Annotated in this window: 26 protein-coding genes and 1 tRNA gene; 8 read left to right on the top strand and 19 right to left on the bottom strand. The window is 69.3% G+C overall.

Annotated elements, in window-relative coordinates:
- The first annotated feature begins 100 nt into the window (after positions 1–100).
- Positions 101–967, top strand: coding sequence for a PAC2 family protein (locus P6897_RS08440; protein WP_274177893.1), 867 nt, complete (start codon positions 101–103; stop codon positions 965–967).
- A 27-nt stretch (positions 968–994) separates the two neighbouring features.
- Here P6897_RS08440 and P6897_RS08435 read toward each other — a convergent pair whose 3' ends face one another.
- The 4 genes from P6897_RS08435 to P6897_RS08420 form a co-directional block, all read right to left on the bottom strand.
- Positions 995–1,828, bottom strand: coding sequence for an undecaprenyl-diphosphate phosphatase (locus tag P6897_RS08435; RefSeq protein WP_282500975.1), 834 nt, complete (start codon positions 1,826–1,828; stop codon positions 995–997).
- Positions 1,829–1,838: 10 nt separating this feature from the next.
- Entirely contained in the window at positions 1,839–3,137 is a 1,299-nt protein-coding gene (locus tag P6897_RS08430; RefSeq protein WP_282500974.1) for a M20/M25/M40 family metallo-hydrolase, read from the bottom strand.
- A 72-nt stretch (positions 3,138–3,209) separates the two neighbouring features.
- A tRNA-Leu gene (locus P6897_RS08425) sits at positions 3,210–3,294 on the bottom strand.
- Positions 3,295–3,390: 96 nt separating this feature from the next.
- Complete coding sequence (locus P6897_RS08420; RefSeq protein ID WP_269266211.1) at positions 3,391–5,232, bottom strand: DEAD/DEAH box helicase; 1,842 nt, start codon at positions 5,230–5,232, stop codon at positions 3,391–3,393.
- 81 nt (positions 5,233–5,313) lie between these two features.
- Here P6897_RS08420 and P6897_RS08415 point away from each other — a divergent pair, with 81 nt between their 5' ends.
- Complete coding sequence (locus P6897_RS08415; protein WP_282500973.1) at positions 5,314–6,159, top strand: SGNH/GDSL hydrolase family protein; 846 nt, start codon at positions 5,314–5,316, stop codon at positions 6,157–6,159.
- Here P6897_RS08415 and P6897_RS08410 read toward each other — a convergent pair whose 3' ends face one another.
- Entirely contained in the window at positions 6,160–6,951 is a 792-nt protein-coding gene (locus P6897_RS08410) for an RNA methyltransferase (protein ID WP_112614780.1), read from the bottom strand.
- 55 nt (positions 6,952–7,006) lie between these two features.
- On the opposite strand from P6897_RS08410, the gene P6897_RS08405 reads away from it, so the two are divergent.
- The 3 genes from P6897_RS08405 (at position 7,007) to P6897_RS08395 (ending at position 9,043) form a co-directional block, all read left to right on the top strand.
- Positions 7,007–7,855, top strand: coding sequence for a Sir2 family NAD-dependent protein deacetylase (locus P6897_RS08405; RefSeq protein WP_274177889.1), 849 nt, complete (start codon positions 7,007–7,009; stop codon positions 7,853–7,855).
- A 37-nt stretch (positions 7,856–7,892) separates the two neighbouring features.
- Positions 7,893–8,495: a histidine phosphatase family protein gene (locus tag P6897_RS08400; protein WP_114589498.1), complete on the top strand. Its 603-nt coding sequence runs from the start codon at positions 7,893–7,895 to the stop codon at positions 8,493–8,495.
- A 77-nt stretch (positions 8,496–8,572) separates the two neighbouring features.
- Positions 8,573–9,043, top strand: coding sequence for an Lrp/AsnC family transcriptional regulator (locus tag P6897_RS08395; protein WP_274177888.1), 471 nt, complete (start codon positions 8,573–8,575; stop codon positions 9,041–9,043).
- Here the strand turns inward: P6897_RS08395 and P6897_RS08390 are convergent.
- A complete protein-coding gene (locus tag P6897_RS08390) occupies positions 9,009–10,016 on the bottom strand; it encodes a DMT family transporter (protein WP_274177887.1) in 1,008 nt (335 codons plus the stop codon). The genes P6897_RS08395 and P6897_RS08390 overlap by 35 nt on opposite strands.
- Before the next feature lie 74 nt (positions 10,017–10,090).
- Between P6897_RS08390 and P6897_RS08385 the strand changes: the two genes are divergently transcribed.
- Positions 10,091–10,651 carry a CGNR zinc finger domain-containing protein gene (locus P6897_RS08385; RefSeq protein WP_274177886.1) on the top strand — a complete coding sequence of 187 codons (561 nt, stop codon included), beginning with the start codon at positions 10,091–10,093 and terminating at the stop codon, positions 10,649–10,651.
- Here the strand turns inward: P6897_RS08385 and P6897_RS08380 are convergent.
- Entirely contained in the window at positions 10,611–11,510 is a 900-nt protein-coding gene (locus P6897_RS08380) for an alpha/beta hydrolase (protein WP_282500972.1), read from the bottom strand. The genes P6897_RS08385 and P6897_RS08380 overlap by 41 nt on opposite strands.
- A 111-nt stretch (positions 11,511–11,621) precedes the next feature.
- Here P6897_RS08380 and P6897_RS08375 point away from each other — a divergent pair, with 111 nt between their 5' ends.
- Positions 11,622–12,323 carry a 3'-5' exonuclease gene (locus P6897_RS08375; RefSeq protein WP_274178036.1) on the top strand — a complete coding sequence of 234 codons (702 nt, stop codon included), beginning with the start codon at positions 11,622–11,624 and terminating at the stop codon, positions 12,321–12,323.
- Between the two features lie 100 nt (positions 12,324–12,423).
- Here the strand turns inward: P6897_RS08375 and leuA are convergent, their stop codons facing one another.
- Positions 12,424–14,184, bottom strand: a complete 1,761-nt coding sequence (gene leuA / locus P6897_RS08370) for a 2-isopropylmalate synthase (protein ID WP_269266218.1) — start codon at positions 14,182–14,184, stop codon at positions 12,424–12,426.
- 206 nt (positions 14,185–14,390) lie between these two features.
- Here leuA and P6897_RS08365 point away from each other — a divergent pair, with 206 nt between their 5' ends.
- Positions 14,391–14,993, top strand: a complete 603-nt coding sequence (locus P6897_RS08365) for a hypothetical protein (RefSeq protein ID WP_269266219.1) — start codon at positions 14,391–14,393, stop codon at positions 14,991–14,993.
- Here P6897_RS08365 and era read toward each other — a convergent pair.
- From era to lepA, 11 genes are all read right to left on the bottom strand, one after another.
- Positions 14,990–15,889 carry a GTPase Era gene (gene era, locus P6897_RS08360; RefSeq protein WP_114589491.1) on the bottom strand — a complete coding sequence of 300 codons (900 nt, stop codon included), beginning with the start codon at positions 15,887–15,889 and terminating at the stop codon, positions 14,990–14,992. The genes P6897_RS08365 and era overlap by 4 nt on opposite strands.
- Entirely contained in the window at positions 15,886–17,214 is a 1,329-nt protein-coding gene (locus P6897_RS08355) for a hemolysin family protein (RefSeq protein ID WP_282500971.1), read from the bottom strand. Before P6897_RS08355 ends, era begins: the two co-directional genes overlap by 4 nt.
- Positions 17,211–17,675 carry an rRNA maturation RNase YbeY gene (gene ybeY / locus P6897_RS08350; RefSeq protein WP_023950734.1) on the bottom strand — a complete coding sequence of 155 codons (465 nt, stop codon included), beginning with the start codon at positions 17,673–17,675 and terminating at the stop codon, positions 17,211–17,213. Before ybeY ends, P6897_RS08355 begins: the two co-directional genes overlap by 4 nt.
- Positions 17,672–18,709: a PhoH family protein gene (locus tag P6897_RS08345; protein ID WP_282502574.1), complete on the bottom strand. Its 1,038-nt coding sequence runs from the start codon at positions 18,707–18,709 to the stop codon at positions 17,672–17,674. Before P6897_RS08345 ends, ybeY begins: the two co-directional genes overlap by 4 nt.
- Positions 18,710–18,755: 46 nt before the next feature.
- Positions 18,756–19,103, bottom strand: coding sequence for an HIT domain-containing protein (locus P6897_RS08340; RefSeq protein WP_274177882.1), 348 nt, complete (start codon positions 19,101–19,103; stop codon positions 18,756–18,758).
- Positions 19,104–19,146: 43 nt separating this feature from the next.
- The gene (locus P6897_RS08335) at positions 19,147–19,875 is read right to left on the bottom strand and encodes a 16S rRNA (uracil(1498)-N(3))-methyltransferase (protein ID WP_282500970.1); all 729 of its coding nucleotides are present in this window, start codon (positions 19,873–19,875) and stop codon (positions 19,147–19,149) included.
- A gap of 4 nt (positions 19,876–19,879) precedes the next feature.
- On the bottom strand, positions 19,880–21,001 hold the full coding sequence (dnaJ, locus tag P6897_RS08330) for a molecular chaperone DnaJ (RefSeq protein WP_112614750.1): 1,122 nt from the start codon (positions 20,999–21,001) through the stop codon (positions 19,880–19,882).
- Positions 21,002–21,040: 39 nt separating this feature from the next.
- A complete protein-coding gene (gene hrcA, locus P6897_RS08325; protein WP_112614748.1) occupies positions 21,041–22,078 on the bottom strand; it encodes a heat-inducible transcriptional repressor HrcA in 1,038 nt (345 codons plus the stop codon).
- A gap of 79 nt (positions 22,079–22,157) precedes the next feature.
- Positions 22,158–23,375, bottom strand: a complete 1,218-nt coding sequence (hemW, locus tag P6897_RS08320) for a radical SAM family heme chaperone HemW (protein ID WP_282500969.1) — start codon at positions 23,373–23,375, stop codon at positions 22,158–22,160.
- A complete protein-coding gene (locus P6897_RS08315) occupies positions 23,375–24,034 on the bottom strand; it encodes a DUF1990 family protein (RefSeq protein WP_112614744.1) in 660 nt (219 codons plus the stop codon). Before P6897_RS08315 ends, hemW begins: the two co-directional genes overlap by 1 nt.
- Positions 24,035–24,060: 26 nt before the next feature.
- A complete protein-coding gene (gene lepA / locus P6897_RS08310; RefSeq protein WP_023950748.1) occupies positions 24,061–25,911 on the bottom strand; it encodes a translation elongation factor 4 in 1,851 nt (616 codons plus the stop codon).
- Positions 25,912–26,170 lie beyond the last annotated feature (259 nt).

The following is a 26,170-nucleotide window of genomic DNA, read 5'->3' as shown; positions in this document are numbered from 1 at the left end:
GGGTGAGACGCCGCGTGGCCCGACCCGCATGCGCTGGCCTCGGCGTATCGTGGAGCAGACCCGCTCGCGCAGAGCGAGCCGGCTCGGAACGGAGGACGGGTTGAACAGTCTGGGACGCCGCGTCCTCGTGGTCGCGTTCGACGGGTGGAACGATGCCGGCGAAGCCGCGACCGCCGCCGCGACACAGCTTCGCGAATCCCGTCCCTATGACGCCGTCTACTCGGTCGATCCCGAACTGTACTTCGACTACATGTACACGCGGCCGCACGTCCAGGCCGACGCTGACGGCCGCCGCTCGCTGAAATGGCCGGATGCGACGATCTGGCGACCGCGCGCGACGGCACGCGGCACGCGTCTATGGGTCCTCAGCGGCGCCGAACCAGCGCGTGCCTGGAAGTCGTTCGCGGCCGAGCTGGTGGATGCGGCGCTGAGCGAGGACATCACCGGTGTGGTCGCGCTCGGCTCGATGATGAGCGACGTTCCCCACACTCGTCCCATCACCGTCTTCAGCGGAAGCGACAACGAAGAGCTGCGCACGGCGCTCGGTCTCGAGCGCTCGACCTACGAAGGCCCCGTCGGCATCCTGTCGGTCATCGCCGCTGCGGCGGAGGAGGCCGGGATCCCTACGGCGGCACTGTGGGCGAGCGTGCCGCACTACGTCGCGGGCCACTCGCCGTCGCCGAAAGCGACCCTGGCGCTTCTCGACAAGCTCGAGGGCATCACGGGCGCCAAGGTCGCCCGCGGCTCGCTGCCGGGTGATGCGCTCGCCTGGGAGGCGACCATCGACGCCGCGGCGGCTGACGACGAGGAGATGACGGAGTACATCCGTCAGCTGGAGCAGACCCGCGACACGTGGGACTCCCCCGAAGCTTCGGGGGACGCCATCGCGCAGGAGTTCGAGAGGTACCTCCGGCACCGGGGCGACGGCGGCGACGGCCGTGGCCTCGGTCGCGGCCCGCATCGCTGAGACGCGCGCCGCGACCGTCCGGCCGGCTCAGTACGCCTGCAGGACTCCGAGCGAGAGCAGAACGATCAGCACCGCTCCGAGCCCGACACGATAGAGCACGAACGGCAGGAAGCTGCCGCGCTTGAGGTACTGCATCAGGAAGGCGATCACGGCGAGTCCCACGCCGAAGGCGACGACGGTGGCCACGGCGGTGTCGACGAGCGAGAGCACCGACGCTCCCGGCTCACGGATCGCCTGCAGCAGCTCGTAGAGACCGCTGCCGAACACGGCCGGCACGGCGAGGAGGAACGCGACCTCTGCGGCCGCGGGCCGGGTGTACCCCAGCGCGAGCCCCATCGTCGTGGTGGCGCCCGAGCGCGATACGCCCGGGATGAGCGCGAGCGCCTGCGCGAACCCGAGGGCCAGACCGTGACCGTACGTCAGGTCCTTCTCGGTCCGGACGCGTCGCCCGAGCGCGTCGGCCGCCCCGAGGATGAGGCCGAAGACGATGAGCACGATCGCGACGAGCCAGAGATTGCGGAAGGTGTCGCGGATGACGTCCTGGAACAGGAACCCGAGAACGCCGATCGGCAGGGTACCGATGATGACGATCCAGCCGAGACGAACGTCGGCATCGTCACGCGGGACCGAACCGTTGAACGAGCGGAACCAGCGACCGATGATGCGGGTGATCTTCTTCCAGAAGTACACCAGCACGGCCAGTTCGGTCCCGATCTGAGTGATCGCGGTGAAGGTGGCGCCGGGGTCCTGCGCGGACGGCAGGAACTCCCCCACGATGCGCAGGTGGGCGCTCGAGGAGATCGGCAGGAACTCGGTCAGACCCTGGACGATGCCCAGGATGATGGCCTCGAGGAGCTGCATGGGCGGCCTTTCAGTACGTGCGGATGAGATCGATGAGCACGCGCTGCCCGAAGACGAGCGCGTCGATCGGGACGCGTTCGTCGACACCGTGGAACATACCCGTGAAGTCCATGTCGGCCGGGAGGCGCAACGGCGCGAAGCCGAATCCTGCGATGCCGAGCTCGGACAGCGCCTTGTTGTCGGTGCCGCCGCCCATGAGGTACGGCAGCACGGGCACGCCGGGATCGTGTCGGCCGAGCGCGCCGACCATGGTGTCGACGAGCGACCCCGCGAAGGGGACCTCGAGGCCGATGTCGCGATGCACGATCTCGATACGGATGTCGTCGCCGACGATTCGCTGGATCTCCGCCAGCACCGCATCCTCCTGTCCCGGGAGCGTGCGCACGTCGATCGCAGCGGACGCGGCATCGGGGATGACGTTGTGCTTGTACCCCGCGGTCAGACCCGTCGGATTCGTCGTGGTCCGGAAGGTCGACGCGAGGAACGCGGACGTCGGCCCGGTCGCGTCGGCGACGGCATCCGGATCCGACGCGTCCCGGCCACTGAGCGCCGCGAGGTCGTCGACGAGTCGTCGGGTCGTGCGCGTGAGCTCGATCGGCCAGTGCGCGCGACCGAGCTTCGCGACGGCCTCGGACAGACGCGTGATGGCGTTCTCCGGATGCAGCCGGCTGCCGTGGCCCGCTCGTCCGGTGGCGTGGAGCCGCAGCCAGACGAGGGCCTTCTCGCCGACCTGCAGCAGGTATGCCCGGTGCCCGTCGACGCCGATCGAGTATCCGCCGACCTCGCTGATGGCCTCGGTCGCACCGGCGAACCACTCGGGCCGATCGCGCACGACGAGCTGCGATCCCTCGACCCCGCCGTTCTCCTCGTCGGCGAAGAACGTGACGACGAGATCGCGCTCGGGCTGCTCCCCCGCGCGCAGGAGCTCGGCCACGGACGTGAGGATCATCGCGTCCATGTCCTTCATGTCCACGGCGCCGCGACCCCACAGCATCCCGTCGCGGACGACGCCCGCGAACGGGTCGACGCTCCAGTCTTCCGCCACGGCCGGCACGACGTCGAGGTGGCCGTGCAGGACGAGAGCCGGCTTCGCGCTGTCGCGACCCGGTATGCGCACAGAGACGTTCGTGCGCCGCGGGATCGGCTCGTAGTACTCGGGTCGAAGTCCGAGCGCCTCGAGATAGGCCCCCACGTACTCGGCCGCTTCGCGTTCGCCGCGCGAGCGCCCCTCGCCGAAGTTGGTCGTGTCGAAGCGGATCAGATCCCGCGCGACGCGGGCGACCTCGGGCAGATCGTCGTACTCGGACATGCTCTCCACGGTAGTCGTGAACCGTTCCGGGAAATGACGAAGGGCTCCGTTTCCGGAGCCCTTCTCTCACTGTGCGCGAGGGGGGACTTGAACCCCCACGCCCTATACGGGCACTAGCACCTCAAGCTAGCGCGTCTACCTATTCCGCCACCCGCGCAGTGTTTTTCAGTTGTTCCCAACCGAGGAACAACACTAACACGTCACCGGCGGGGCGGAGAATCGTCGGCACGCCGGGCGTGGCGCGCCGACGACGTCACGATCTCACGCGTGATCGCAGGACCGCGATGCGCGCCTGGAGCTGGGCCACGGTCGCATGCGACACAGCCGGTCCGCCGCACACGCGACGAAGCTCGGCGTGGATCTGGCCGTGCGGCTCACCGCTCTGGCGGGCGTACAGGCCGACGAGGCTGTTCAGGAGCTGTCGCTGCTCCTTCAGCGACCGGTGCAACGGCTCGGGCAGTGTCGACTCGGCGCTGGGAGCATCCCCGCCGGATGCGGCACCCGCTGCGCTCTCGCGTGCCTCGCGGCTGTGCCGGTGCTTGGTCTGCCGCGACTGGCGCTGCATGAGCAGCTCGTGCACGTGCTCGGGCTCGAGAAGTCCGGGGATGCCCAGGAACTCCTCCTCCTCGGGCGTGCCGGGCACCGCGAGCTGGCCGAACTCGGCGCCGTCGAAGAGGACGCGGTCGAAGTGGGCGACGGAGCCGAGCGCCTGGTAGCTGAACTCCTGGGTGAGCTCATCGGAGGCCTTGTCCTCGCTCTCCGCCTCGGCGAGGAGGGTGTCTTCGAGGCCGTCGTCGTCGCCTGCCTCTCGGTCGAGCGCGTGGTCGCGCTGACGCTCCATCTCAGCGGCGAGGTTGAGCAGGACGGGCACGTTCGGGAGGAAGACGCTCGCCGTCTCGCCGCGACGACGAGCCCGGACGAAACGCCCGATCGCCTGCGCGAAGAACAGCGGGGTCGAGGAGGACGTGGCGTAGACGCCCACCGCGAGCCGCGGAACGTCGACGCCCTCGGACACCATGCGCACCGCGACCATCCACCGGGTGGTCGACTGCGCGAAGATCTCGATGTTGCCCGACGCGGACTTGTCGTCCGACAGCACGACGGTCGGCGCCTCGCCGGTGATCTGATGCAGGATCTCCGCATACGCCCGCGCCGCCGTCTGGTCCGTCGCGATGACGAGGCCGCCGGCGTCGGGCACGTCCTGGCGCACCTCGCTCAGGCGACGGTCTGCAGACCTCAGCACGGCGGGGATCCAGTCGCCCTCGGGGTTCAGCGCGGTGCGCCACGCCTGCGAGGTGATGTCCTTCGTGTTGTCCTGGCCGAGGTGGGCCTCGAATTCGTCGCCGGTCTTCGTCCGCCACTTCATGTGGCCGGCGTAGACGAGGAACAGCACAGGGCGCACGACACCGTCGGCGAGGGCGCGTCCGTAGCCGTAGTTGAAGTCCGTCTTGGAGAGGCGGATGCCCTTCTCGTTCGGGTGATACTCCACGAACGGAATCGGAGCGGTGTCGCTTCGGAACGGTGTTCCCGAGAGAAGCAGACGTCGCGTCGCCCTGCCGTAGGCCTCGCGCAGCGCATCGCCCCAGCTCAGCGCGTCGCCGCCGTGATGGACCTCGTCGAGGATGACCAGCGTGCGGGCATCCATCGTCAGCCGCTGGTGGACGGATGCCTTCACCGCGACCTGCGCGTAGGTCACCGCGACGCCGTGGTACTGCCGCGACGGCATCCCGTGGCGGTTGCTGAAACGCGGATCGAGACGGATGCCGACTCGGCCGGCGGCATCCGCCCACTGCGTCTTGAGGTGCTCGGTGGGGGCGACCACGATGATGCGATCGACAACGTCACGGCGCAGCAGCTCCGACGCCAGGCGGAGAGCGAACGTCGTCTTACCGGCGCCGGGGGTCGCAGCGGCGAGGAAGTCGCGCGGTCCGCGTCCGACACCCTCCGGGCCGTCGGCGCCGAAGTACTGGTCCAGCGCCTCTGCCTGCCACGCACGCAGGCGCTGAGCGGTACCCCACGGCGCACGCTGCGGGAACGAGGGTGACAGGTGTTCTGCGGCGAAGCTTCCGAAATGCTCCTGGGGGTCCTCTGTCACGATGGACCACCTTAAACGACCCCACCCACACGATCGCCCGGCACGAGATAGCGTGGCAGGTACGGAGCTTCGAGGAGGGTCATGAGAAACAACGAGCCATCCGAGGACGCGCGGCGCACACCCTATGTGCCGAACGAGACCGCTCACCCGTGGCGTCGCATGGTCGCGATCGGCGACTCGTTCACCGAGGGAATCGGCGACCCCGAGCCCGGCAGCCCCGGCGGGCACCGCGGCTGGGCCGACCGCGTGGCCGAGGTGCTCAGCTCACAGGTGCCCGACTTCGCGTACGCGAATCTCGCCGTCCGGGGCAAGCTCATCGGCCAGATCGTGACGGATCAGATCGAGCCCGCACTCGCGCTCAAGCCCGACCTGGTCACCTTCTCGGCGGGCGGCAACGACGTCATCCGACCGGGGTCCGACCCCGACGCCGTTGCGCAGCAGTTCGAAGATGCCGTCGTACGCCTGTCGTCGACGGGCGCGACGCTCGTGCTCTTCACCGGCATCGACACCAACTTCACCCCGGTCTTCCGCGGCATCCGCGGCCGGGTGGCGATCTACAACGAGAACATCCGGGCGATCGCCGACCGTTACGACGCGATCGTCGCCGATCAGTGGGCGCTAAAAGAGGTGCAGGACATGCGCTTCTTCGACGACGACCGGCTGCACTACAACTCGCTCGGCCACCACGAGGTTGCGCGCATGGTGCTGCGGGCGCTCAACGTGCCCAACGACCTGCAACCGATGCAGCCCGACACGACACCGGTGCTGACCTGGCGGGCGGCCCGCGCGAACGACCTCGTCTGGGCTCGCGAGTACCTCATGCCGTGGGTGCTGCGCCGGCTCCGGCATCAGTCCTCGGGCGACCACATCACCGCCAAGCGGCCCGAGCCGCTGCCCGTCCTGCGGCGCGCCGACGACCCCGACTGATCAGCGCAGGGCCCAGAGCGACACCGCGGCGGCCGCGGCGACGTTGAGGGAGTCCACTCCGCCGGCCATCGGGATGGTGACGACGGTGTCGGCGACCGCGAGGGCGCGCCGGCTGAGCCCGTCGCCCTCGGTCCCCATGAGCAGTGCCACCCGATCGGGCCGCGCTGCGGCGAACTCATCGAGCGGGACGGCTCCGTCCGCGAGGGCGAGGGCGGCGAGGTGGAGACCGGCCTCGTGGAGCAGCGGCGCCGCCTCCGGCCAGGCCGGCAGACGCGTCCACGGCACCTGGAAGACCGTGCCCATGCTGACGCGGACGCTGCGGCGGTAGAGGGGGTCGGCGCAGCGCTCGCTCACGAGCACCGCATCGGCCCCCAGACCGGCGGCAGCTCGGAAGGCGGCGCCGACGTTCGTGTGGTCGACAATGTCCTCGAGCACCAGCACGAGCCGGGCGTCCGCGACGATCTCACTGACCGGTGCCGTGACGGGCCGGTGCATGGCGGCGAGGGCTCCGCGGTGCACGGCGTAACCGGTCACCTGCTCGGCGACCTCGTCCGAGACGACGAAGACCGGCGCGTCGCCTGCGAGGTCGGCCACATCCGGAAGCCATTTCTCCTGCACGAGGAACGAGCGCGCGCGGTGCCCTGCTGCGTGAGCGCGAGAGATGACCTTCGCCGACTCGGCGATGTAGAGGCCGCCTGCGGGCTCGAGCACCCGGCGCAGCGCGACATCGGTCAGGTCGCGGTAGTCCGAGAGGCGGGGGTCGGTGGCGTCGTCGATGCGGATCACGGGCACTGTCTCAGCCTGTCACGTCGCCCGGGCGATGCGCTGACGCTCGTAGAGTGGGACTGTGACGAACCCCGACCTCGAGACGCCCGCGGGCGACGAGATCGACAACGCCCTGCAGGTACTCGCGGGCCGTCGCATCGCGGTGCTCACTGGAGCCGGCGTGTCGACCGACTCGGGCATCCCGGACTACCGCGGCGCCGGAGCGCCGGTGCGCACGCCCATGACGGCGCAGCAGTTCCTCGCGAGCGCTGACGCGCGTCGGCGGTACTGGGTCGGCAGCCATCTCGGCTGGCAGGCTTTCGCGGCGGCGCGACCGAACGACGGGCATGCGGCGCTGGCGGATCTCGAGCGCTCCGGCGTCGTCACGGGCGTCATCACGCAGAACGTCGACGGTCTGCATCTGCGGGCCGGAAGCAGCCGGGTGGTCGAGCTGCACGGAACGATGCGACGCGTGTTCTGCCTGCACTGCGGTCAGGTCTTCGACCGGCGCGATCTCGCCGAGCGCGTGGAACGGGACAATCCGTGGATCACGGTCCCCGAGAACGTCGAGCTGGGCCCCGACGGCGACGTCCTGCCCGCGACGAGCGACGGCTTCATCGTGCCCACGTGCACGGTCTGCGGTGGCATGCTGAAACCGGATGTCGTCTTCTTCGGCGAGTTCGTGCCGCGTGAGAAGTTCGCGGAGGCCGAGCAGCTGGTGCGCACGAGCGACGCGCTCATCGTCGCCGGGTCGTCGCTGGTGGTCAACTCGGGCGTCCGGCTCGTCGAGCGCGCACGCCGCCGCAAGCTCCCGGTGGTCATCATCAACCGAGGCGCGACGCGCTCCGACCCGAAGGCAACCGTCAAGATCGATGACGGCACGAGTCATGTCCTGCGTGTGTTGGCCGACGCGCTGCCGTCCCGGCGGTGAGGTCGAGGTCGGACGACCGTCAGCGTAGGGTCGAGAGGTGACCATCCTGACCCTCGTGCGCCATGGTGAGACCGACTGGAATCGTGAACGGCGGATCCAGGGCTCCACCGACATCCCCCTCAACGACACCGGACGTGAGCAGGCTCGCGCTGTCGCAGCCGCCCTGCGGGAGTCGCTCGACGGGGATGCAGTCGTCGCCTCGAGCGATCTCTCGCGCGCAGCCGAGACGGCTCGGATCATCGCAGACGGGCTGGGGGCCGCTGCGCCGCGCACCTATCCGGAGCTGCGGGAGCGCGGCTACGGGGATGCCGAGGGCGTCGGGGTCGAGGAGTTCCACGCTCGCTGGGGCGAATGGGCCGTGGCCGACGTGCCGAACGCGGAGCCGTGGCCGGTGGTCCGCGAGCGGGCGCTGCGCGGGCTCGAGCGGGCCGTCCGCGATGCGCGTGCCACCACGGCACCGATCGCGGTGCCGCTGATCGTCGTCGCGCACGGCGCCCTCATCCGTGAGGTCATCCGGCATGCGACCGCAGAGGAGTTCCCGTTGCAGGGAGTCCGCCTCGCCAACGGATCGGCCCACACCTTCGTCATGGAGCGCGAGCGTCTGCGCCTCATCGACTCCCCCGCGCTCGCGACGATCTGACCCTGCCGCCGCCCCGTCGCTCGCCGCGAGAGGCGATGCTCCGAGGTGGGGCTCCGAGCGGTGTATCGTCCAGCATCATGACCATGCACGACCGCGTCGACCTCGCGTTGCTCGAAGCTCTCGCCGATGACCCCCGCGCGACGGTGGTCGCGCTCGCCGAGCGCCTGCGCATGTCACGCAACACGGTCCAGGGGAGGATGGCACGGCTGGAGCAGTCGGGTGTCTTCCTCTCGTACGAGCGGTCGATCTCGATGCGTGCTCTCGGCTTCCCGATCGAGGCGCTCATCAGCGTCGTGCTCCGTCAGCCCGACCTGCCCCGTATCGCGCAGGAGCTCGCAACCATCCCCGAGGTGCTGCAGGCTCAGGGGCTGAGCGGTCAGGTCGACCTGATGGTCCGCGTGGTCGCGCGCGACACGCAGCACCTTTTCGCCGTTGACGCGCGCATCCTCGCCATCGATGGGGTCGAACGCACGGAGACCTCGCTCATCATGGACGACGTGATCCCGCACCGGGTCAAGCCGCTGCTCGCTGAGGGGCGCGCGGGCTGACGGCTGCCGGTGCGCGTTCGGCGTCGAGCCGCACGAGGACCACACCGACGAGGATGAGCGCCCCGCCGACGAACTGGACCGGCGCGGGCGCCTCGGCCAGGAGCAGCCACGCGAAGCCGAGTGCGAACAGAACCTCCGAGAGACCGATGAACGATGCCAGACGCGACCCCGTGCGCGGAACCGCGGAGACTCCCAGGGCGTAGGCGGTCCCGGTCGCGGCGCCCACCCAGAGCAGGACGACGATGGGCGGCAGCTGCATCCCGACGACGTCTGCGAGCACGGTGCTCGTCGCGAAGGGCAGGAAGCCCGTGAGAAGGAGGGTGCCGATGATCGCGCTCGCGATGACCATGCCTCCGGCGGCCAGGACGAGGGGCGGCAGCGTGTCGCCGGTGCGCTCGGCCATGACGAAGTACACGCACGTGCAGAGGGCGGCACCGAGGGCGAGGAGAGTGCCCCAGAAGTCGAAACGGGCTCCGGCGATGTCGACGACCAGCACCAGACCCGCCATGGCGACGACGGAACCGGCGATCACCGTCGGTGACGGTCGGCGGCGGGTGGTGAGCCATACCCAGATCACCAGGAGGACGGGCGCCAGATACTGGATGAGGAGGGCGACGGCGACCGGCATCCGCTGCATCGCTGAGAAGTAGAACAACTGGCAACCGACGACGGGCATCGCACCGAAAGCGATCAACGCGAGTCCGTGCCGGCGCAGGAAGTGCCGTTCCCGAGCGATCGCGCGAATCAGGAACGGCGACAGCACGAGGGCTGCGACGCCGATCCGGATGAACAGCGCGGCGCCGAGCGACCAGCCGTTCTCGAGGAGCGGCTTCACGAGCGGACCACTCGACGAGAACGCCAGCGCGGAGGCGATGGCCATGGCCATGCCCGCGGTTCGCCTGCCCGGGACGCCAGTGGGCGGTGTCTCCGGTGCGCCTGCGATGATGGGCAGGGGCGCGGTCGGGTTCGTCATCGGCAGCCTCGGTGGTCAGGGGTGAAAGTTATCTACACTCGTGACAGTAACGCTCGCGATCGTCAGGAGTCAACGTGGTCTTCATCCATGACACGGAATTGTCGCTGCGCGCGACTGCTGCACTGGTCAACACGCTCCCGCTCACGAGCGCGGACGCCGCCGACACGCTCGTCGACGGGGACGACCTGGATGCCTTTCTCACCGAGTTCGCCTTCACCGGCGCGATCGTGCGCGACGAGGCGGAGCTGCAGGCGATGCGCGGCATCCGGCCGCGCCTTCACGAGCTCTGGGAGCTCGACCGGGACTCCGCCGTGCCCCACGTGAACGCGATGCTGCGCGACGGCCGCGCGCAGCCTCAGCTGGTGATCCACGACGGATACGACTGGCATATCCACGCGACTCCCGACGACGCGCCTCTGGCAACGCGCGTGCTCGTGGAGGCCGGCATGGCGTTCGTCGACGTCATCCGCGCCGACGCGTACGACCGCGTGCGGATCTGCGCCGCCGACGACTGCGCGGCGGTCTACGTCGATTTCTCCAAGAACGGTTCGAAGCGCTACTGCGACACCGGCAACTGCGGCAACCGCATGAACGTCAACGCGTACCGTCGTCGGAAAGCGCGAGAAACCGCCTGATCGCGGCGGCGGCCTCGCGGGGCTTCTCGTAATGGATGAGGTGCCCCACGCCGTCGATCTCAACCAGCTCGGCCACGGGGAACAGCGCGCGCAGCCGGCGTTCGGCCTCGATCGGGGTGATGTCGTCCTGAACGGCAGCGACGAGCAGGGTCGGCTGAGAGATGCGCGGAGCGAACGCGCGGACGTCGTTCGAGACGGACGTCACGAACGCGTCGCGGAGCACGTCGCGATCGGCGAAGCTCGAGAAGTACGTGTCGTGCTGCTCATGGACGAACCGGCGCAGGGTCCGGTCTCGCGTCTTGACCATCGCGAGGCTCATCACCCGGACGATGAGGCGATTGCGCAGCAACGCTTCGCCCACCCGCCGCGGGAGGCGCGCCCCGACGTCGTAGTACCAGACGGCGAGGCGCGTGAAGACCCCACGGGGTCCCTCGAGGGCGGGCGCGCCGATGGGGTTGATGAGGATCATGCGGGGGGCGGGAAGCCCGCCCGCCACCGCAGCGGCGGAGACGATCGAGCCGAATGAGTGGCCGACGACCACCGCGCCGGGAGCGACCCCGGCCGCGAATGCGGTGAGCCAGTCGGCGTATGTCTGCAGGTCGTGTTCGCGGCCCGGTATCGCTGGGGTCTCGCCGAAACCCGGCAGGTCGGGCATGATGACGCGCACGTCGCCGAGGTGCGCGACGACGGGCTCGAGACCGTGATGCTCTCCCCGGAACCCGTGGACCGCCAGGAGCGTCAGCGGTGCCTCGTCGCGCCCGTAGACCCAGTACGCGGTCGTTCCGCCGAGGACCTCGGTCTCGAGGCGGCGCACCGGGATGCGCGCGAGCAGGGAGTCGTACGGGGAGACGGTCGGCACCCGTCGAGTCTACGGAGGCGGCGCGTCGAATCCTGCGTGTCCGACCCGAGCCGTAGCCTCGATTCCGTGGAGCCGGATCGCCCTCTTGTCGTCGCAACGCCCGAACTCGACCTGTGGCCCTGCTCGGCACCCGAATGGTGCCAGGTGGTCGGGGTCTTCGATCTGGAGACGACGGGCGTCGACGTCACCGTGGATCGCATCGTGACGGCGCACGTGGGCGTCCTCGACGCCGACGGAACACCGGTGCGGGCCGACAGCTGGCTGGCCGACCCGGGGATCGACATCCCCGATGGTGCGGCGGCGATCCACGGCATCACGACCGAGCATGCCCGTCGGCACGGACGGCCCGCATCGGACGTGGTCGCGGAGGTCGTCGCAGCCCTGCGCGGCCTGTTCGACGCCGGCATCCCGGTGGTGGCGTACAACGCGCCGTTCGATTTCTCGATGCTCAAGTACGAAGCGCTCCGGCACGGGATCGATCCGATCCACTCGCCCTCCCCCGTCATCGATCCGCTCGTCATCGACAAGCGGTACGACCGCTACCGCCGCGGGAAGCGCACCCTCTCGGTCGTCGCCGAGCACTACGCCGTCACGCTCACCGGGGCGCACGAGGCCTCCGCAGACGCGATCGCTGCGGGGCGCGTCGCGCAGATCCTCGCTGAGCGGTTCGCCGAGGGGCTGCCGTCGACCGCCGCCGAGCTTCACACCCGCCAGGTCGGCTGGGCGCGGGCTCAAGCAGAGAGTCTCACCGAATACTTCGTGAGCATCGGACGGATCGACGCCGACGTCGACGGCTCGTGGCCCATCCGCTGATCGGTCGGCGTCCGGAGTCTCGACAGGTGGAAGGCTGACGACGGAGCGGGGGCGGCCCCGACCGACCAGCGAGGCCGCCCTCGCGGCGGTGCGACGATCCTCAGACCGCGGTCAGCTCCGACGAGCGCTCGCGGGTGCGGATCGCGCGGTTGACGCACGATACGACGGCTTTGAGGCTCGCCGTCGAGATGTCGCCGTCGATGCCGACGCCCCAGAGTCGCTGGTCATCGACCTGCAGCTCGACGTAGGCCGCCGCCTGAGCGTCGCCACCCGAGCTCAGCGTGTGCTCGACGTAGTCGTAGAGCGAGATGTCGAAGCCGCGGTCGCGCAGCACCGCGAGGAACGCCGCGATCGGGCCGTTGCCGACACCGGACACATCGTCGTGCTCGTCACCGTCGCGCAGTGTGACGTCGAGCCGGACATCACCCGACATGTCGCTCTGCGTGCGGGTGCCGAGCAGCTCGAACCGGCCCCACTTGTCGTCGTCGGCCGGTGCGGGCAGGTACTCGTCGGTGAAGATCGACCAGATCTGCTCGCTCGTGACCTCGCCGCCCTCGGCATCCGTCTTCTCCTGCACGACTCCCGAGAACTCGATCTGCAGCTTGCGCGGCAGATCCAGGGCGTGGTCGGTCTTCAGCAGGTAGGCGACGCCGCCCTTGCCCGACTGCGAGTTGACCCGGATCACGGCTTCGTACGAACGACCGAGGTCCTTGGGGTCGACGGGCAGGTAGGGCACCGCCCACTCGATCTCGTCGATCGAGACGCCGTCGGCAGCCGCACGTGCGGACATCGCCTCGAAGCCCTTCTTGATGGCGTCCTGGTGCGAGCCGCTGAACGCGGTGAACACGAGGTCTCCGGCCCACGGGCTCCGCTCGGGCACGGGCAGCTGGTTGCAGTACTCGACCGTGCGCTTGATGCCGTCGACGTCGCTGAAGTCGATCTGCGGGTCGATGCCCTGCGTGAACAGGTTGATGCCGAGCGCGACGAGGTCGACGTTGCCGGTGCGCTCCCCGTTTCCGAACAGGCAGCCCTCGATGCGGTCGGCGCCGGCCATGTAGCCGAGCTCCGCGGCAGCGATCGCGGTGCCACGGTCGTTGTGGGGATGCAGCGACAGCACGACGTTCTCGCGATGCGCGAGGTGACGGCTCATCCACTCGATCGAGTCGGCGTACACGTTCGGCGTGGCCATCTCGACGGTTGCCGGCAGGTTGATGATGACCTTGCGGTCGGGCGTCGGCTCGAAGATCTCGATGACCTGGTTGCATACGTCCACGGCGAACTCGAGCTCGGTGCCGGTGTAGCTTTCGGGCGAGTACTCGTAGTAGACGGCCGTCTCGGGGATGGTCTGCTCGTACTGGCGGCACAGGCGCGCGCCCTCGAGTGCGATGTCGATGATGCCCTGGCGGTCGGTGCGGAAGACCACCTCACGCTGCAGGATGCTCGTCGAGTTGTACAGGTGGACGATCGCCTGCTTCGCGCCGGCGATCGCTTCGTACGTGCGCTTGATGAGGTGCTCGCGAGCCTGCGTCAGCACCTGGATCGTCACGTCGTCGGGGATCAAGCCGTCCTCGATCAGCTGGCGCACGAAGTCGAAGTCGGTCTGGCTCGCGCTCGGGAACCCGACCTCGATCTCCTTGTACCCCATCTTCACGAGCAGCTCGAACATCACGCGCTTGCGCTCGGGACTCATCGGATCGATGAGCGCCTGGTTGCCGTCCCGCAGATCGACAGCGCACCAGCGGGGCGCCGTCTCGATGCGCTTCGCCGGCCAGGTGCGGTCGGGCAGATCGACACGGATCTGCTCGTGGAACGGCCGATACTTGTGGATCGGCATGCCCGAAGGCTTCTGGTTGTTCTCCATGGTCGTCTCGCTCTTCCTCATCGGGTGTGACGGGCCAACGCGAAGCTCCGCGACGAGAGAGGCCCTAGAACGAGGACTCGTCGCGGCGACTAAGGAGAAGCAGTCGGCCGAAGCGCATGCGCCCAGGCTACACCCCGCTCGCCGCCGGGACGCACACGGGCGTGCCTCACCTGAGACGAAGGCGTCGTGCGCGACACTGTGGGGATATGAGAACTGCGCGCGCGGGCTCGTCCGCCCTCCTGATGTGTGCGATCGCCCTGACGGCGGGCTGCGCCTCGACGCCCGCGGCCGGCCCGACTTCGCTCGACCCGGCGCCCCCGAGCGGCGAGGTCGTCGCGCAGGGGACGGTCCTCGACGACGGCTCTGGTGCCGAGCTCTGTCTCGGCGCTGTTGCGGAGTCGGCGCCGCCCCAGTGCGACGGCATCCCTGTGAAGGATTGGGACTGGTCCTCGCTTTCCGATGCGACCACGATGTCGGGCTCGACGTGGGGTACCTATGCCGTCCAGGGACGGTACGACGGCTCTGCCCTGACGGTCACCGCGCCCGCCGTCCCGCTGGCGCTCTACGACCCGATGCCGATCCCCGACCCGACGGGCGGCTTGGCCGGCACGGCGGACGACGCGACGCTGCGAGATGTCGAACAACGGGTGCACGACACCCTCGGCGACACCGTGCTCGCCTCCGGTGCGTACGACGGCCGGCTCTGGGTCACGGTCGTCTGGGACGACGGAACGCTTCAGGATGCCGCCGACGCCGAGTTCGGCGCGGATGTCGTCGTCGTCCAGTCGGCGATGCGCGAGGTCGGCTAGAACCCGAGGCGTCCCAGCTGCTTGGGGTCGCGCTGCCATTCTTTCGCGACCCGCACCCGCAGCGAGAGGAACACCCGGGTCCCGAGAAGCGGCTCGATCTGTGCCCGGGCACGAGCACCGACATCGGCGAGCCGCGAGCCCTTGCGGCCGATGATGATGGCCTTCTGGCTGTCGCGCTCGACGACGATGTTGGCGTACACGTCCGTGAGGTCGGAGCCCTCACGGGGCGCGACATCCTCCACCGTGACGGCGATCGAGTGGGGCAGTTCGTCGCGCACGCCCTCGAGGGCGGCTTCTCGGATGATCTCGGCGATCCGGTCCTCGGTCGACTCGTCCGTCACCACATCGTCGGGGTACAGCGCCGGCCCTTCGGGCATCAGCGCGAGCAGCTCGTCGGCCAGCACATCGAGCTGATCCTCGGTGACGGCGGACAACGGGATCACAGCTGCCCAGTCCTCGCGAAGGCTGTCGACCTCCATGAGGCGCTCCATGATCTCGTCGCGGGTCGCCAGGTCGGTCTTGGTCACGATGGCGACCTTCTTCGCGCGGGTGTAGCCGTCGAGCGACGCGGCGATGCGGCGGTCACCGGGCCCGACCTTGTCCACGGCGGGCACGAGGAAGCCAATGACGTCGACGTCACCCAGCACCTGTTCGACGAGGTCGTTCAGGCGCTGGCCGAGCAGGGTGCGCGGCTTATGGATGCCGGGCGTGTCGACGATGACCAGCTGTCCGCCGGGCCGATTCAGGATGCCGCGGATCGCGCGCCGCGTCGTCTGCGGCTTGTCGCTCGTGATCGCGACCTTCTCCCCCACCAGGGCGTTCGTCAGCGTGGATTTCCCGACGTTGGGACGTCCGACGAAGGTCACGAAGCCCGATCGGCTCTCTGCTGCGGTCATCTGCTGTCTTCTCCTCTTCGTGCCACGCGGACCTCTCCGGTCCGCGGGTGCGTCGTGTCGTCCGTCTCGTCGGTGGGGGCGCGTTCGACGAAGACGGTCGCGAGTCCCCGCCCGCGGCCACGCGAGACGCCGCCGGTGATCGTGATCGCGTCGACGGTCACGGTCGCCCCCGGCATCGGGACCCGGCCGAGCGTCTTGCCAAGCAGCCCGCCGATGGAGTCGACGTCGTCATCGTCCAGCTCGATGCCGAACAGCTCGCCGACCTCGTCGAGGCCGAGCCGGGCACTCACGCGGTAGCGGCCGGGTTCGAGCTCGACGACCTCCGCCGCGCCGCGGTCGTACTCGTCGGCGATCTCACCGACGAGCTCCTCGATGAGGTCCTCGAGGGTGATCAGGCCGGCGACCCCGCCGTACTCGTCGACGACGAGGCACACGTGGACGGCATCCCGTTTCATCTGCTGCAGCAGCGATTCGGCGCGCATCGACTCCGGGACGAACACGGCCGGGCGCGCCACGCGGCCCACGGGTACGTCGCGCCACCCCTTCGCCTCGCCGTACGAGAACTGCACGAGGTCCTTGAGGTACACGACGCCGACGATGTCGTCGCGCTCGTCGTCCGTGACCGGCACCCGCGACACACCGCGCTCGAGGAACAGCGCGAGCGCTTCGTGCGTCGTGGCCGTCTGCGGCACCGTGACCATGTCGGTCCGGGGCACCATCACCGCACGGACGAGCGTGTCGGTGAAATCGAAGACCGAATGGATGAGGTCGCGATCGTCGGCTTCGATGAGGTCCTGCGAAACCGCCTCGTCGACCATGCTCAGGAGTTGCTCTTCGGAGGCGAAGGAGGTGCCGCGCGAGACGCCCGGCGTGACGCGATTGCCCACGATCACCAGGAGGTGGGCGAGAGGTCCCAGCACGATGCGGGCACCGCGCACGATCGGAGCACACGCGATGAGCAGGCCACGGGCGTGCTGGCGCCCGACCGATCGCGGGCTCGCGCCGACCAGAACGAAGGACACCGCCGTCATGAGCAGGGCGGCGACGAGGATCGCCCACCACAGATTCTCGAGCGCGAGGGTCAGCGCCGCCGTGACGAACACCGCAGCCGTCGACTCCGCGAGGATGCGGATGAAGACGACGGCGTTCGCGTGGGCCGTCGTGTCATCGGCGATGCGGCGGAGCGCCTGCTGGCGCCGACTGGACTCCGCCCAGTCGGCGAGGTCAGCGCGCGATGTGACACCGAGAGCGGCATCGAGAGCGGCCATCAGACCCCCGAGCGCGACGAGGAACACCGCGCCGAGGACGAGGAGGAAGACGGTCACGCGCGGCGGCGCTCGCTTGCGTGGAAAGCCGAGATCAACTCGCGCTGGAGGCCGAACATCTCGCGCTCCTCCTCCGGCTCGGCGTGATCGAACCCGAGCAGGTGCAGCAGCCCGTGCGTCGTGAGGAGGATGAGCTCGTCGAGCGTCGTGTGGCGCGCGGCCTGCGCCTGTGCCTCGGCCACCTGCGGGCACAGCACGATATCGCCGAGAAGTCCCGGCGGGGTCGGGGCGTCCTCGGTGCCCGGGCGGAGCTCGTCCATCGGGAAGCTGAGCACGTCGGTGGGGCCGGGCTCGTCCATCCACTGCACGTGGAGAGACTCCATGGCGCCCTCGTCGACGAGGAGGATGGCGAGGTCGGCGTCCGGGCTCACGTTCAGCTGCGCGAGGTTGTGCTCGGTCAGGCGCAACAGCACGGTCTCGTCGACGGACACGCCGGATTCGTTGGTGATCTCGATGGTCATGAACGTCCTCGTTTCGGGAGTCGGTCGCGCGGACCGACGGGCCGTGTCGCGGTGCGCCGCTCGGCCCGGTTGGCGAACTCGCTGGCCTCGTCGCGCTCACGACGCGCGGCCAGCCGCTGCTCGTCGTACTCGCTGTACGCGTCGACGATCCGGCCGACGAGAGTGTGCCGCACGACGTCCTCGCTGGTGAGGGTGGCGAAATGAATGTCGTCGATGCTCTTCAGAACGCGTGTCACGGTGCGCAGGCCGGACGTCCCCTGGGGAAGGTCGACCTGTGTGATGTCGCCGGTGACGACCATGCGCGTACCGAATCCGAGACGCGTGAGGAACATCTTCATCTGCTCGGGCGTGGTGTTCTGCGCCTCGTCGAGCACGACGAACGAATCGTTCAGGGTGCGTCCGCGCATGTACGCCAGCGGCGCGACCTCGATCGTGCCGGTGGCCATGAGCTTGGGGACGAGCTCGGGGTCGAGCATCTCGTTGAGAGCGTCGTACAGCGGCCGGAGGTACGGGTCGATCTTGTCGGTGAGGGTGCCGGGCAGGAAGCCGAGGCGCTCTCCCGCTTCCACGGCGGGGCGCGTCAGGATGATGCGATTGACTTCCTTGCGATGCAAGGCCTGCACCGCCTTCGCCATCGCGAGGTAGGTCTTGCCGGTTCCCGCGGGGCCGATGCCGAAGACGATCGTGTTCTCGTCGATCGCGTCGACGTAGGCCTTCTGCCCAAGCGTCTTCGGCCGGATCACCTTGCCGCGCGAGGAGAGGATCGCCTCCCCCAGCACCTCGGACGGGCGCGGGCCTTCATCGCCCTTTCGCCGCTGCAGGATGCGACTGGACGTCGACACGTCGCTCGGATCGAGGCCTTGCCCGGCCCGTGCCATGGCGATCAGCTCGTCGACGAGCGACTTCGCGGCGGCGACGTCATCGTTCGAGCCCGTCAGGGTGATTTCGTTGCCGCGGACGAGGACGTCGACGTCGGGGTGCTCCCGCTCGACGACGCGCAGGAGGCGGTCTTGGGGCCCGAGCAGCTGGACCATGGCGACACCGTCGGCGAGGATCGTCGCGACGGCGGGTTCGGAAGCATCAGCCACCGAGGCTCCCTTCGGAGAGGCCACCGGCGAGGACGTGCGCGTGAACGTGGAACACGGTCTGTCCTGCGCCGGGGCCGGTGTTGAAGATCAAACGGAAGTCGCCGTCCGAATGCTCGGCAGCGACGGAGTTCGCGAGCCCGACGAGCTCGCTGAGGAGAGCGGGGTCGCCCGCGGCGAGCTCAACCACGGTGCGGTAGCGCTCGGTCTTGGGGATCACGAGGACATGCACCGGAGCCTGCGGAGCGATGTCGCGGATCGCGAACGCATTCTCGGTCTCCGCGATGATCTCGGAGGGGATCTCGCCGCGGAGGATGCGCGTGAAGACAGACGGTTCGCTCATACGTTCAGTCTATCGACGGGGTGCGGTGGCGGGACGGGCGGCGTTACCAGCGACCGAGGGCGACGTTGACGACGCCGAGCGCAGCGGGGCCGGCCGTCGACGTCCGCAGGACCGTGTCCCCCAGACGCACGGCGACCGCGCCGGCCGCGACGAGCGCGTCCAGCTCCTCGGCTGCGATCCCGCCCTCGGGACCGACCACGAGCGACACGTCGCCCTCGCCCAGTTCGACCTCGCTCAGTCGCCGCGTCGCCGTCGGCTCGAGCACCAGCACTCGCTCGGAGCCGCATCGCGCCGCGAGCTCCGTCGTCGACACGGGCGCGTCGACGGCGGGCAGCCACGCGCGATGCGCCTGCTTCGCCGCTTCGCGCGCGATGGTCGCCCACCGCTGCACACCGCGCTCGACCTTCGGTCCGCTCCACCGCGAGACGCTTCGCGCAGCCTGCCAGGGCACGATCGCATCGACGCCGAGCTCGGTGCAGGCCTGCACCGCGAGCTCGTCGCGATCGCCCTTCGCGAGCGCTTGGATCAGCGTCACGCGCCGTGCGGGCGCGGAATGCTCGACTCGCGAGAGCGCCTCGATGCGGACGAGCTTCGGATCGGCTGCGGTGACGGTGCCCTCGAGCCACGCCCCCGCGCCGTCGCCCACCGTCACCGTCTCACCGACACGCACGCGACGGACGCCGGCCGCGTGATGAGCCTCGGCGCCGGTGAGGTCGACGAACTCGCCCGGCCGAGTGATGAGCGGCGGGTCGACGAGGAAGTGCAGGGCCATGCGCTCAGCTGTTCCGGAACCGATCGCGGAGCTTGGCGAAAAGGCCCTGGTGGAACTCCGCGAGCTGTGGTGCGGGCGACTTCGTGCGCTTCTTCAGCTCCTCGATGAGGGCCCGCTCCTTGGCATCCAGACGCGTCGGGGTGACGACGTGAACGCCGACACGCAGGTCGCCGCGCGTCGAGCCGCGAAGCGGCGTGATGCCGCGACCCTTGACGGTGAGGACGTCGCCGGACTGGACGCCGGGGCGCAGCTCGAGCTCGACCGGACCGTCGAGCGACTCGATCGTGGTGCTGGTGCCGAGGACGGCGTCGGGCATCGACACCTCGAGCGTGGCGAGCAGATCGTCGCCCTCGCGGCTGAACACGTCGTGCGGAGCGACCGTGACCTCGAGGTACAGATCGCCGTTGGGGCCGCCGGCGGGACCGACCTCGCCGGATCCGGGGAGCTGCAGGCGCAACCCGGTCTCGACACCTGCGGGGATGTCGAGCGAGACGGTGCGGCGAGCCCGGACGCGTCCCTGCCCCTGGCAGGTCGTGCACGGGTACGGGATCGTCGTGCCGTAACCCTGGCAGACGTTGCAGGGCTGCGACGTCACGACGTTGCCCAGCAGGCTGCGGACGGTGCGCTGCACGTTGCCCGCGCCGTGGCAGACGTCGCAGGTGACCGGCTGCGTTCCCGGCTGGCAGCACGAGCCCTGGCAGGTGTCGCAGAGCACCGCGGTGTCGACCTCGATGTCGCGATGCACGCCGAAGACGACGTCGCCGAGCTCGAGGGTGACCCGGACGAGCGCATCCTGTCCGCGTTCGCGCCGGGAGCGCGGACGCCCGGCGCGACCGCCGCCTCCGGCGCCGCCGCCGAAGAAGGTCTCGAAGATGTCGCTGAATCCGCCGAAGCCCGCGGCGCCGCCGAAGCCGCCGGCGGAGTCACCGCCCATGTCGTAGCGCTGACGCTGCTCCGGATCGCTGAGGACGTCGTAAGCATGCGTGACGAGCTTGAATCGCTCGGACGCATCCTCTCCCGGGTTGACGTCGGGGTGCAGTTCTCGTGCCAGGCGTCGGTACGCCTTCTTGATCTCGTCGGGCGACGCGTCGCGCGCAACGCCCAGGACCTCGTAGTGGTCAGCCACGGATCGCCTTTCCGCCCGTTCGGGCGTGGGTGGGGTGGGTCAGCGGGACTTCTCGTCTTCGTCGAGAAGCCGGCTGAGGTAGTGCGCGACGGCGCGGACCGTCGCGAGGTTCGTCGGGTAGTCCATGCGCGTCGGTCCCATGAGGCCGACGCGTGCATGCGAGCCCGGGACGTCGTAGTCGCTCGTGACGACCGAAGCTTCGGAGAGCCCGTACGCCTCGTTCTCGCGGCCGATTCGCGCTGCGACGCCGCGGTCGTCGGCGACCATCTCGCCCATGAGCCGAAGCAGCGTCACCTGCTCCTCGATGGCTTCGAGCAGCGGATAGATACTGCCGCGGAAATCCGCCTCTCGCCGCGCGAGCGTGGCGGTGCCGGCCATGACTAGGCGGTCCTGCCGGAACGTCTCGAGCTCTTCGACCAGGATGCGGGCGATCTCGCGCACCGCATCGCCGATCGGGTCGCCGACCGACTCGCTCTCCGCGAGCGCCGACACCGCGGTGACGGCGTCTCGCACGGCGACGCCGGTGACAGCGGCGCGCAGCGTCGCCTTGGCTACGGCGAATTGCGCTTCGTCGAGGAGGGTGCGTACCACGCCCACCCGCTGGGAGACACGGCCGGTGTCGGTGACGACGATGACGACGAGTCGTCCGCCGCCGAGGTCGACCAATTCGAGGTGCGAGACCTGCGCGCGCGCGAAGGAGGGGTACTGCACCATTGCGACCTGGCCCGTCAGCTGGGTGAGCGCACGAACCGTCCGCACGAGCAGGTCGTCGAGGTCGGTAGGGCCGTCGAGGAAGGTCGTGATGGCCGAGCGCTGGGCGGCGCTCAGGGGGCGAAGGCCTGCCAGATGGTCGACGAAGACGCGGTAGCCCTTATCAGTCGGCACGCGTCCGGATGACGTGTGGGGCGCGGCGATGAGCTCCTCGTCCTCGAGGAGCGCCATGTCGTTGCGGATCGTGGCAGCCGAGACGCCGAAGGCGTGGCGCTCGACGATCGACTTGCTTCCCACGGGCTCGCGGGTGTCGACATAGTCCTGCACGATCGCCCGCAGCACCTGCAGTCCGCGCTCTGAGACCATGTCCGTCACCTCCTGTTTGGCACTCGATGTCTGCGAGTGCCAATTCTACCGCGTGGGCGAGGCGGGTCGCCGCCCGGGATCACTCGGTGAGCGCCCGTACGACCGCATCGGCCATGAGGCGTCCGCGGCGAGTCAGGACGACCCGACCGCGGACGGCGTCGGCGCCTTCGATGAGCCCGTCGGCGATGAGCGATGCGACGGCACGGCGCGAGTCGTTCGCGAGCTCATCGACGGCGAGCCCATCCACGATGCGTGATCGCAGCAGGACGGACTCGAGCCGTCGGGCCTCGGCATCCGGGCGCTCGCGGCCTGCGGCGGGAGACTCGCCCGCGGAGAGCCGCTGAGCATATGCCGCCGGGTGTTTCACGTTCCACCAGCGGAGGCCCGCGATGTGACTGTGCGCGCCCGGCCCGTAACCCCACCAGTCGGTTCCGCGCCAGTAGGCGAGATTGTGGCGCGAGCGCTGGTCGGTCGACCGGGCCCAGTTCGAGACCTCGTACCAGGAGAAGCCGGCGGCGGCGAGACGGTCATCGGCCAGTTCGTACATGTCGGCCTGGAGATCGTCGTCGGGCGCGGCCACCTCACCGCGGCGGATCTGACGCTCGAGACGGGTGCCCTCCTCGATGATCAGCGCATAGGCGGACACATGGTCGGGTTCGAGCGCCACCGCGGTGTCGACCGAGCGCCGCCAGTCGTCGAGGCTCTCCCCCGGCGCTCCGTAGATCAGGTCGACCGAGACGTCGAGTCCAGCCCCGCGCGCGGCAGCCACGGCGGTGGCGACGCTGGCGGGATCGTGCGTTCGGTCGAGCGCTGCGAGCACGTGCGGAACCGCGGACTGCATGCCGATCGACAGGCGCGTCACGCCCGCCGCCGCCAGCTCGTCGGCGACCCGAGGGTTCATCGTGTCGGGGTTCGCCTCGACGGTGACCTCCGCGCCGGCGGCGATGCCGAACGTGTCCCGCACTCCGCTCAGCATCCGAGCGAGGTCCCCGGCCGGAAGCAACGTGGGAGTGCCGCCGCCGAAGAACACCGTCTGCGCCGGACGCCGGGGGCCGCGCTCGTCCATCACATCGGCCGAGAGGGCGATCTCGCGCAGCACCTCGTCGGCGTAGGCATCTTGCCGCGCGCCACGCAGCTCTGTGGCGGTGTAGGTGTTGAAGTCGCAGTAGCCGCACCGCACCCGGCAGAACGGAACGTGCAGGTACACCCCGAACGGGACGTCGGGGTCGATGACGAGGTCGTCCGGCAGCGTCCCGCCGACCGGCACCGGATCACCGATCGGCAGTGCCGCGCCCATCAGGCCTCAGGCGTCGCGTACAGCGGCGAGATCGCGCGGAGGTAGCCCTGGAACAGCATCCGGCGGCGGCGGCGGACGAGACTCTTGAGCATGCGGTAAGCCAATGCCGTCGGCCGATCGAACGCCCGCACGACGAACCAGACCTCATCGTTGTCGCGCCATTCGAGGAGGAAGGACTCCTCGCCGCTCACGACGGAACCGCCGACGGTCCCGAGAGCGAACGCGACCCGGCGGGGCTCCTCGTCGACGAAGATCACGCGGAGCTCCGCATCCGCATTCAGCCCCGACACACGCCCGTGCACCTGAAGCGTGGTGCCGGCTCCGACGTAGGGGGTGCCGTCCGCCGCGAAGCGCTGCTCGTGTTCCATGCTGCTGGGCGCGACGGCGTTTCCCTGGTCGTCGAACGCGACGCCGGTGTACATCGGTCCCGATGCGGGCCGAACATCCGCGACGCGCAAACCCGCCCCACGGAGCGCTGCCCACGACATGAGGAGGTCGGCGGCGGTGTCGAAGCGAGCCTGCCCGCTGCCGATCCGCCATGCGTCCTCCGCGGGGATGCTGTGTTCGGGCGGATACGCCATGAGGTCGTGCGCGCGTGTCGCGCCGACCGCCGCGTAGTCGACGGTCTCGTCCCGGAAGGTCCCGCGTCGCTGATGCATGGGTCTCCTCGTTGCTCCCCGTGGGGCTACTTCTTGTCCTTGCCTTCGACGTCGCCCGACAGCGCGGCGATGAACGCCTCCTGCGGCACCTCGACGCGACCCACCATCTTCATGCGCTTCTTGCCCTCTTTCTGCTTCTCGAGGAGCTTGCGCTTACGCGTGATGTCACCGCCGTAGCACTTGGCGAGGACGTCCTTGCGAATCGCGCGGATGTTCTCGCGGGCGATGATACGTGCGCCGATGGCGGCCTGGATCGGCACTTCGAACTGCTGGCGCGGGATGAGCTTGCGCAGGCGCTCGGTCATCATCGTGCCGTAGGCGTAGGCCTTCTCGCGGTGGACGATCGAGCTGAACGCGTCGACCTTCTCACCCTGCAGGAGGATGTCGACCTTCACCAGGTCGGCGGTCTGCGACCCGGCGGGCTCGTAGTCAAGGCTCGCGTATCCCTGCGTGCGCGACTTGAGGTGGTCGAAGAAGTCGAAGACGATCTCGCCGAGCGGCATGTTGTAGCGCAGCTCGACGCGGTCCTCGCTCAGGTAGTCCATGCCGAGGAGAGTGCCGCGGCGCGACTGGCAGAGCTCCATGACCGTGCCCACGTAGTCCTTCGGGGCGAGGATGCCGACCTTCACGACCGGCTCGGACACCTCGGCGACGCGGCCGTCGGGGTACTCGCTGGGGTTGGTCACCACGACGGTCTCGCCCGTGTCGGTCGCGACCTCGTAGGTCACCGACGGTGCCGTCGTGATGAGGTCGAGGCCGAACTCGCGCGACAGGCGCTCGGTGATGATCTCGAGGTGGAGCAGCCCGAGGAAGCCGCAGCGGAATCCGAATCCGAGCGCGACCGAGGTCTCCGGCTCGTACTGGAGCGACGCGTCCGACAGCTTGAGCTTGTCGAGAGCCTCGCGCAGGTCGCCGTAGTCGCTGCCGTCGATCGGGTAGATGCCGGAGAACACCATCGGCTTGGGGTCGGTGTATCCGGGCAGCGCCTCGGACGCCGGCTTGCGGTGGTTGGTGATCGTGTCGCCCACCTTGGACTGGCGGACGTCCTTCACACCCGTGATCAGGTAGCCGACCTCGCCGACGCCGAGTCCCTTCGTGGGGATCGGCTCGGGGCTCGACACGCCGATCTCGAGCAGCTCGTGCGTCGCGCGCGTCGACATCATCTGGATGCGCTCGCGCGGTTCGAGCTTGCCGTCGACCATACGGACGTAGGTGACGACGCCGCGGTAGGCATCGTAGACGGAGTCGAAGATCATCGCGCGCGCCGGTGCCTCGGGGTCGCCGACGGGGGCAGGGATGCGGTCGACGATGCGATCCAGCAGATCTTCGACCCCCATACCGGTCTTGCCGCTGACGCGCAGGACGTCTTCGGGGTCACCGCCGATGAGGTTCGCGAGCTCGGCCGCGTACTTCTCGGGGTCTGCCGCCGGCAGGTCGATCTTGTTGAGCACCGGAATGATCTGCAGGTCGTTCTCGAGCGCGAGGTAGAGGTTCGCGAGCGTCTGCGCCTCGATGCCCTGCGCGGCGTCGACGAGCAGGATGGCTCCTTCGCACGCGGCGAGAGAGCGGCTGACCTCGTACGTGAAGTCGACGTGACCGGGCGTGTCGATCATGTTCAGCGCGAACGTGCCGGAGTCTTTCGACCACGGCATCCGGACCGCCTGGCTCTTGATAGTGATGCCGCGCTCGCGCTCGATGTCCATGCGGTCCAGGTACTGGGCGCGCATGTCGCGGTCGGCGACGACGCCGGTGATCTGCAGCATCCGGTCGGCCAGCGTCGACTTGCCGTGGTCGATGTGGGCGATGATGCAGAAGTTGCGGATGAGCTCGGGCGGCGTTGCGGCAGGCGCGAGCGGCTGGAGTGCGCGCGGAGACATGTCCCGGAGAGTCTACCCGGGGCCGCGCAACGGCACTGCCGCGAACCCTCGCGCGCGGGATGGTACGAGGCCGAAGGCCGGACACGCCAGCACTCAGCTGGGTGATAAACAATTAACCATTCCGCTACTTGCCGAACACGTCGATGACGTCGAATGCTCAGTGCGGCGGCCGGTGGTTGCGCGATATCCCCCGCGCCCGGTCCGCCCCCCGGGAGAGCACCGTGATCACAGCAGACCCTGTCGCGCCCGCGCGACGCCC

Source organism: Microbacterium sp. BDGP8 (assembly GCF_029991045.1).
GTDB lineage: Bacteria > Actinomycetota > Actinomycetes > Actinomycetales > Microbacteriaceae > Microbacterium > Microbacterium plantarum.
This window is presented reverse-complemented; position numbering and strand designations above follow the sequence as displayed.

Excerpts from the sequence above, each read along its gene's own strand:
- P6897_RS08435 (WP_282500975.1), bottom strand. The coding sequence starts at position 1,828 with ATGCAGCTCCTCGAGGCCATCATCCTGGGCATCGTCCAGGGTCTGACC.
- P6897_RS08430 (WP_282500974.1), bottom strand. The coding sequence starts at position 3,137 with ATGTCCGAGTACGACGATCTGCCCGAGGTCGCCCGCGTCGCGCGGGAT.
- P6897_RS08415 (WP_282500973.1), top strand. The coding sequence starts at position 5,314 with ATGAGAAACAACGAGCCATCCGAGGACGCGCGGCGCACACCCTATGTG.
- P6897_RS08395 (WP_274177888.1), top strand. The coding sequence starts at position 8,573 with ATGACCATGCACGACCGCGTCGACCTCGCGTTGCTCGAAGCTCTCGCC.
- P6897_RS08390 (WP_274177887.1), bottom strand. The coding sequence starts at position 10,016 with ATGACGAACCCGACCGCGCCCCTGCCCATCATCGCAGGCGCACCGGAG.
- leuA (WP_269266218.1), bottom strand. The coding sequence starts at position 14,184 with ATGGAGAACAACCAGAAGCCTTCGGGCATGCCGATCCACAAGTATCGG.
- P6897_RS08365 (WP_269266219.1), top strand. The coding sequence starts at position 14,391 with ATGAGAACTGCGCGCGCGGGCTCGTCCGCCCTCCTGATGTGTGCGATC.
- era (WP_114589491.1), bottom strand. The coding sequence starts at position 15,889 with ATGACCGCAGCAGAGAGCCGATCGGGCTTCGTGACCTTCGTCGGACGT.
- ybeY (WP_023950734.1), bottom strand. The coding sequence starts at position 17,675 with ATGACCATCGAGATCACCAACGAATCCGGCGTGTCCGTCGACGAGACC.
- P6897_RS08345 (WP_282502574.1), bottom strand. The coding sequence starts at position 18,709 with ATGGTCCAGCTGCTCGGGCCCCAAGACCGCCTCCTGCGCGTCGTCGAG.
- P6897_RS08340 (WP_274177882.1), bottom strand. The coding sequence starts at position 19,103 with ATGAGCGAACCGTCTGTCTTCACGCGCATCCTCCGCGGCGAGATCCCC.
- P6897_RS08335 (WP_282500970.1), bottom strand. The coding sequence starts at position 19,875 with ATGGCCCTGCACTTCCTCGTCGACCCGCCGCTCATCACTCGGCCGGGC.
- hrcA (WP_112614748.1), bottom strand. The coding sequence starts at position 22,078 with ATGGTCTCAGAGCGCGGACTGCAGGTGCTGCGGGCGATCGTGCAGGAC.
- hemW (WP_282500969.1), bottom strand. The coding sequence starts at position 23,375 with ATGGGCGCGGCACTGCCGATCGGTGATCCGGTGCCGGTCGGCGGGACG.
- P6897_RS08315 (WP_112614744.1), bottom strand. The coding sequence starts at position 24,034 with ATGCATCAGCGACGCGGGACCTTCCGGGACGAGACCGTCGACTACGCG.
- lepA (WP_023950748.1), bottom strand. The coding sequence starts at position 25,911 with ATGTCTCCGCGCGCACTCCAGCCGCTCGCGCCTGCCGCAACGCCGCCC.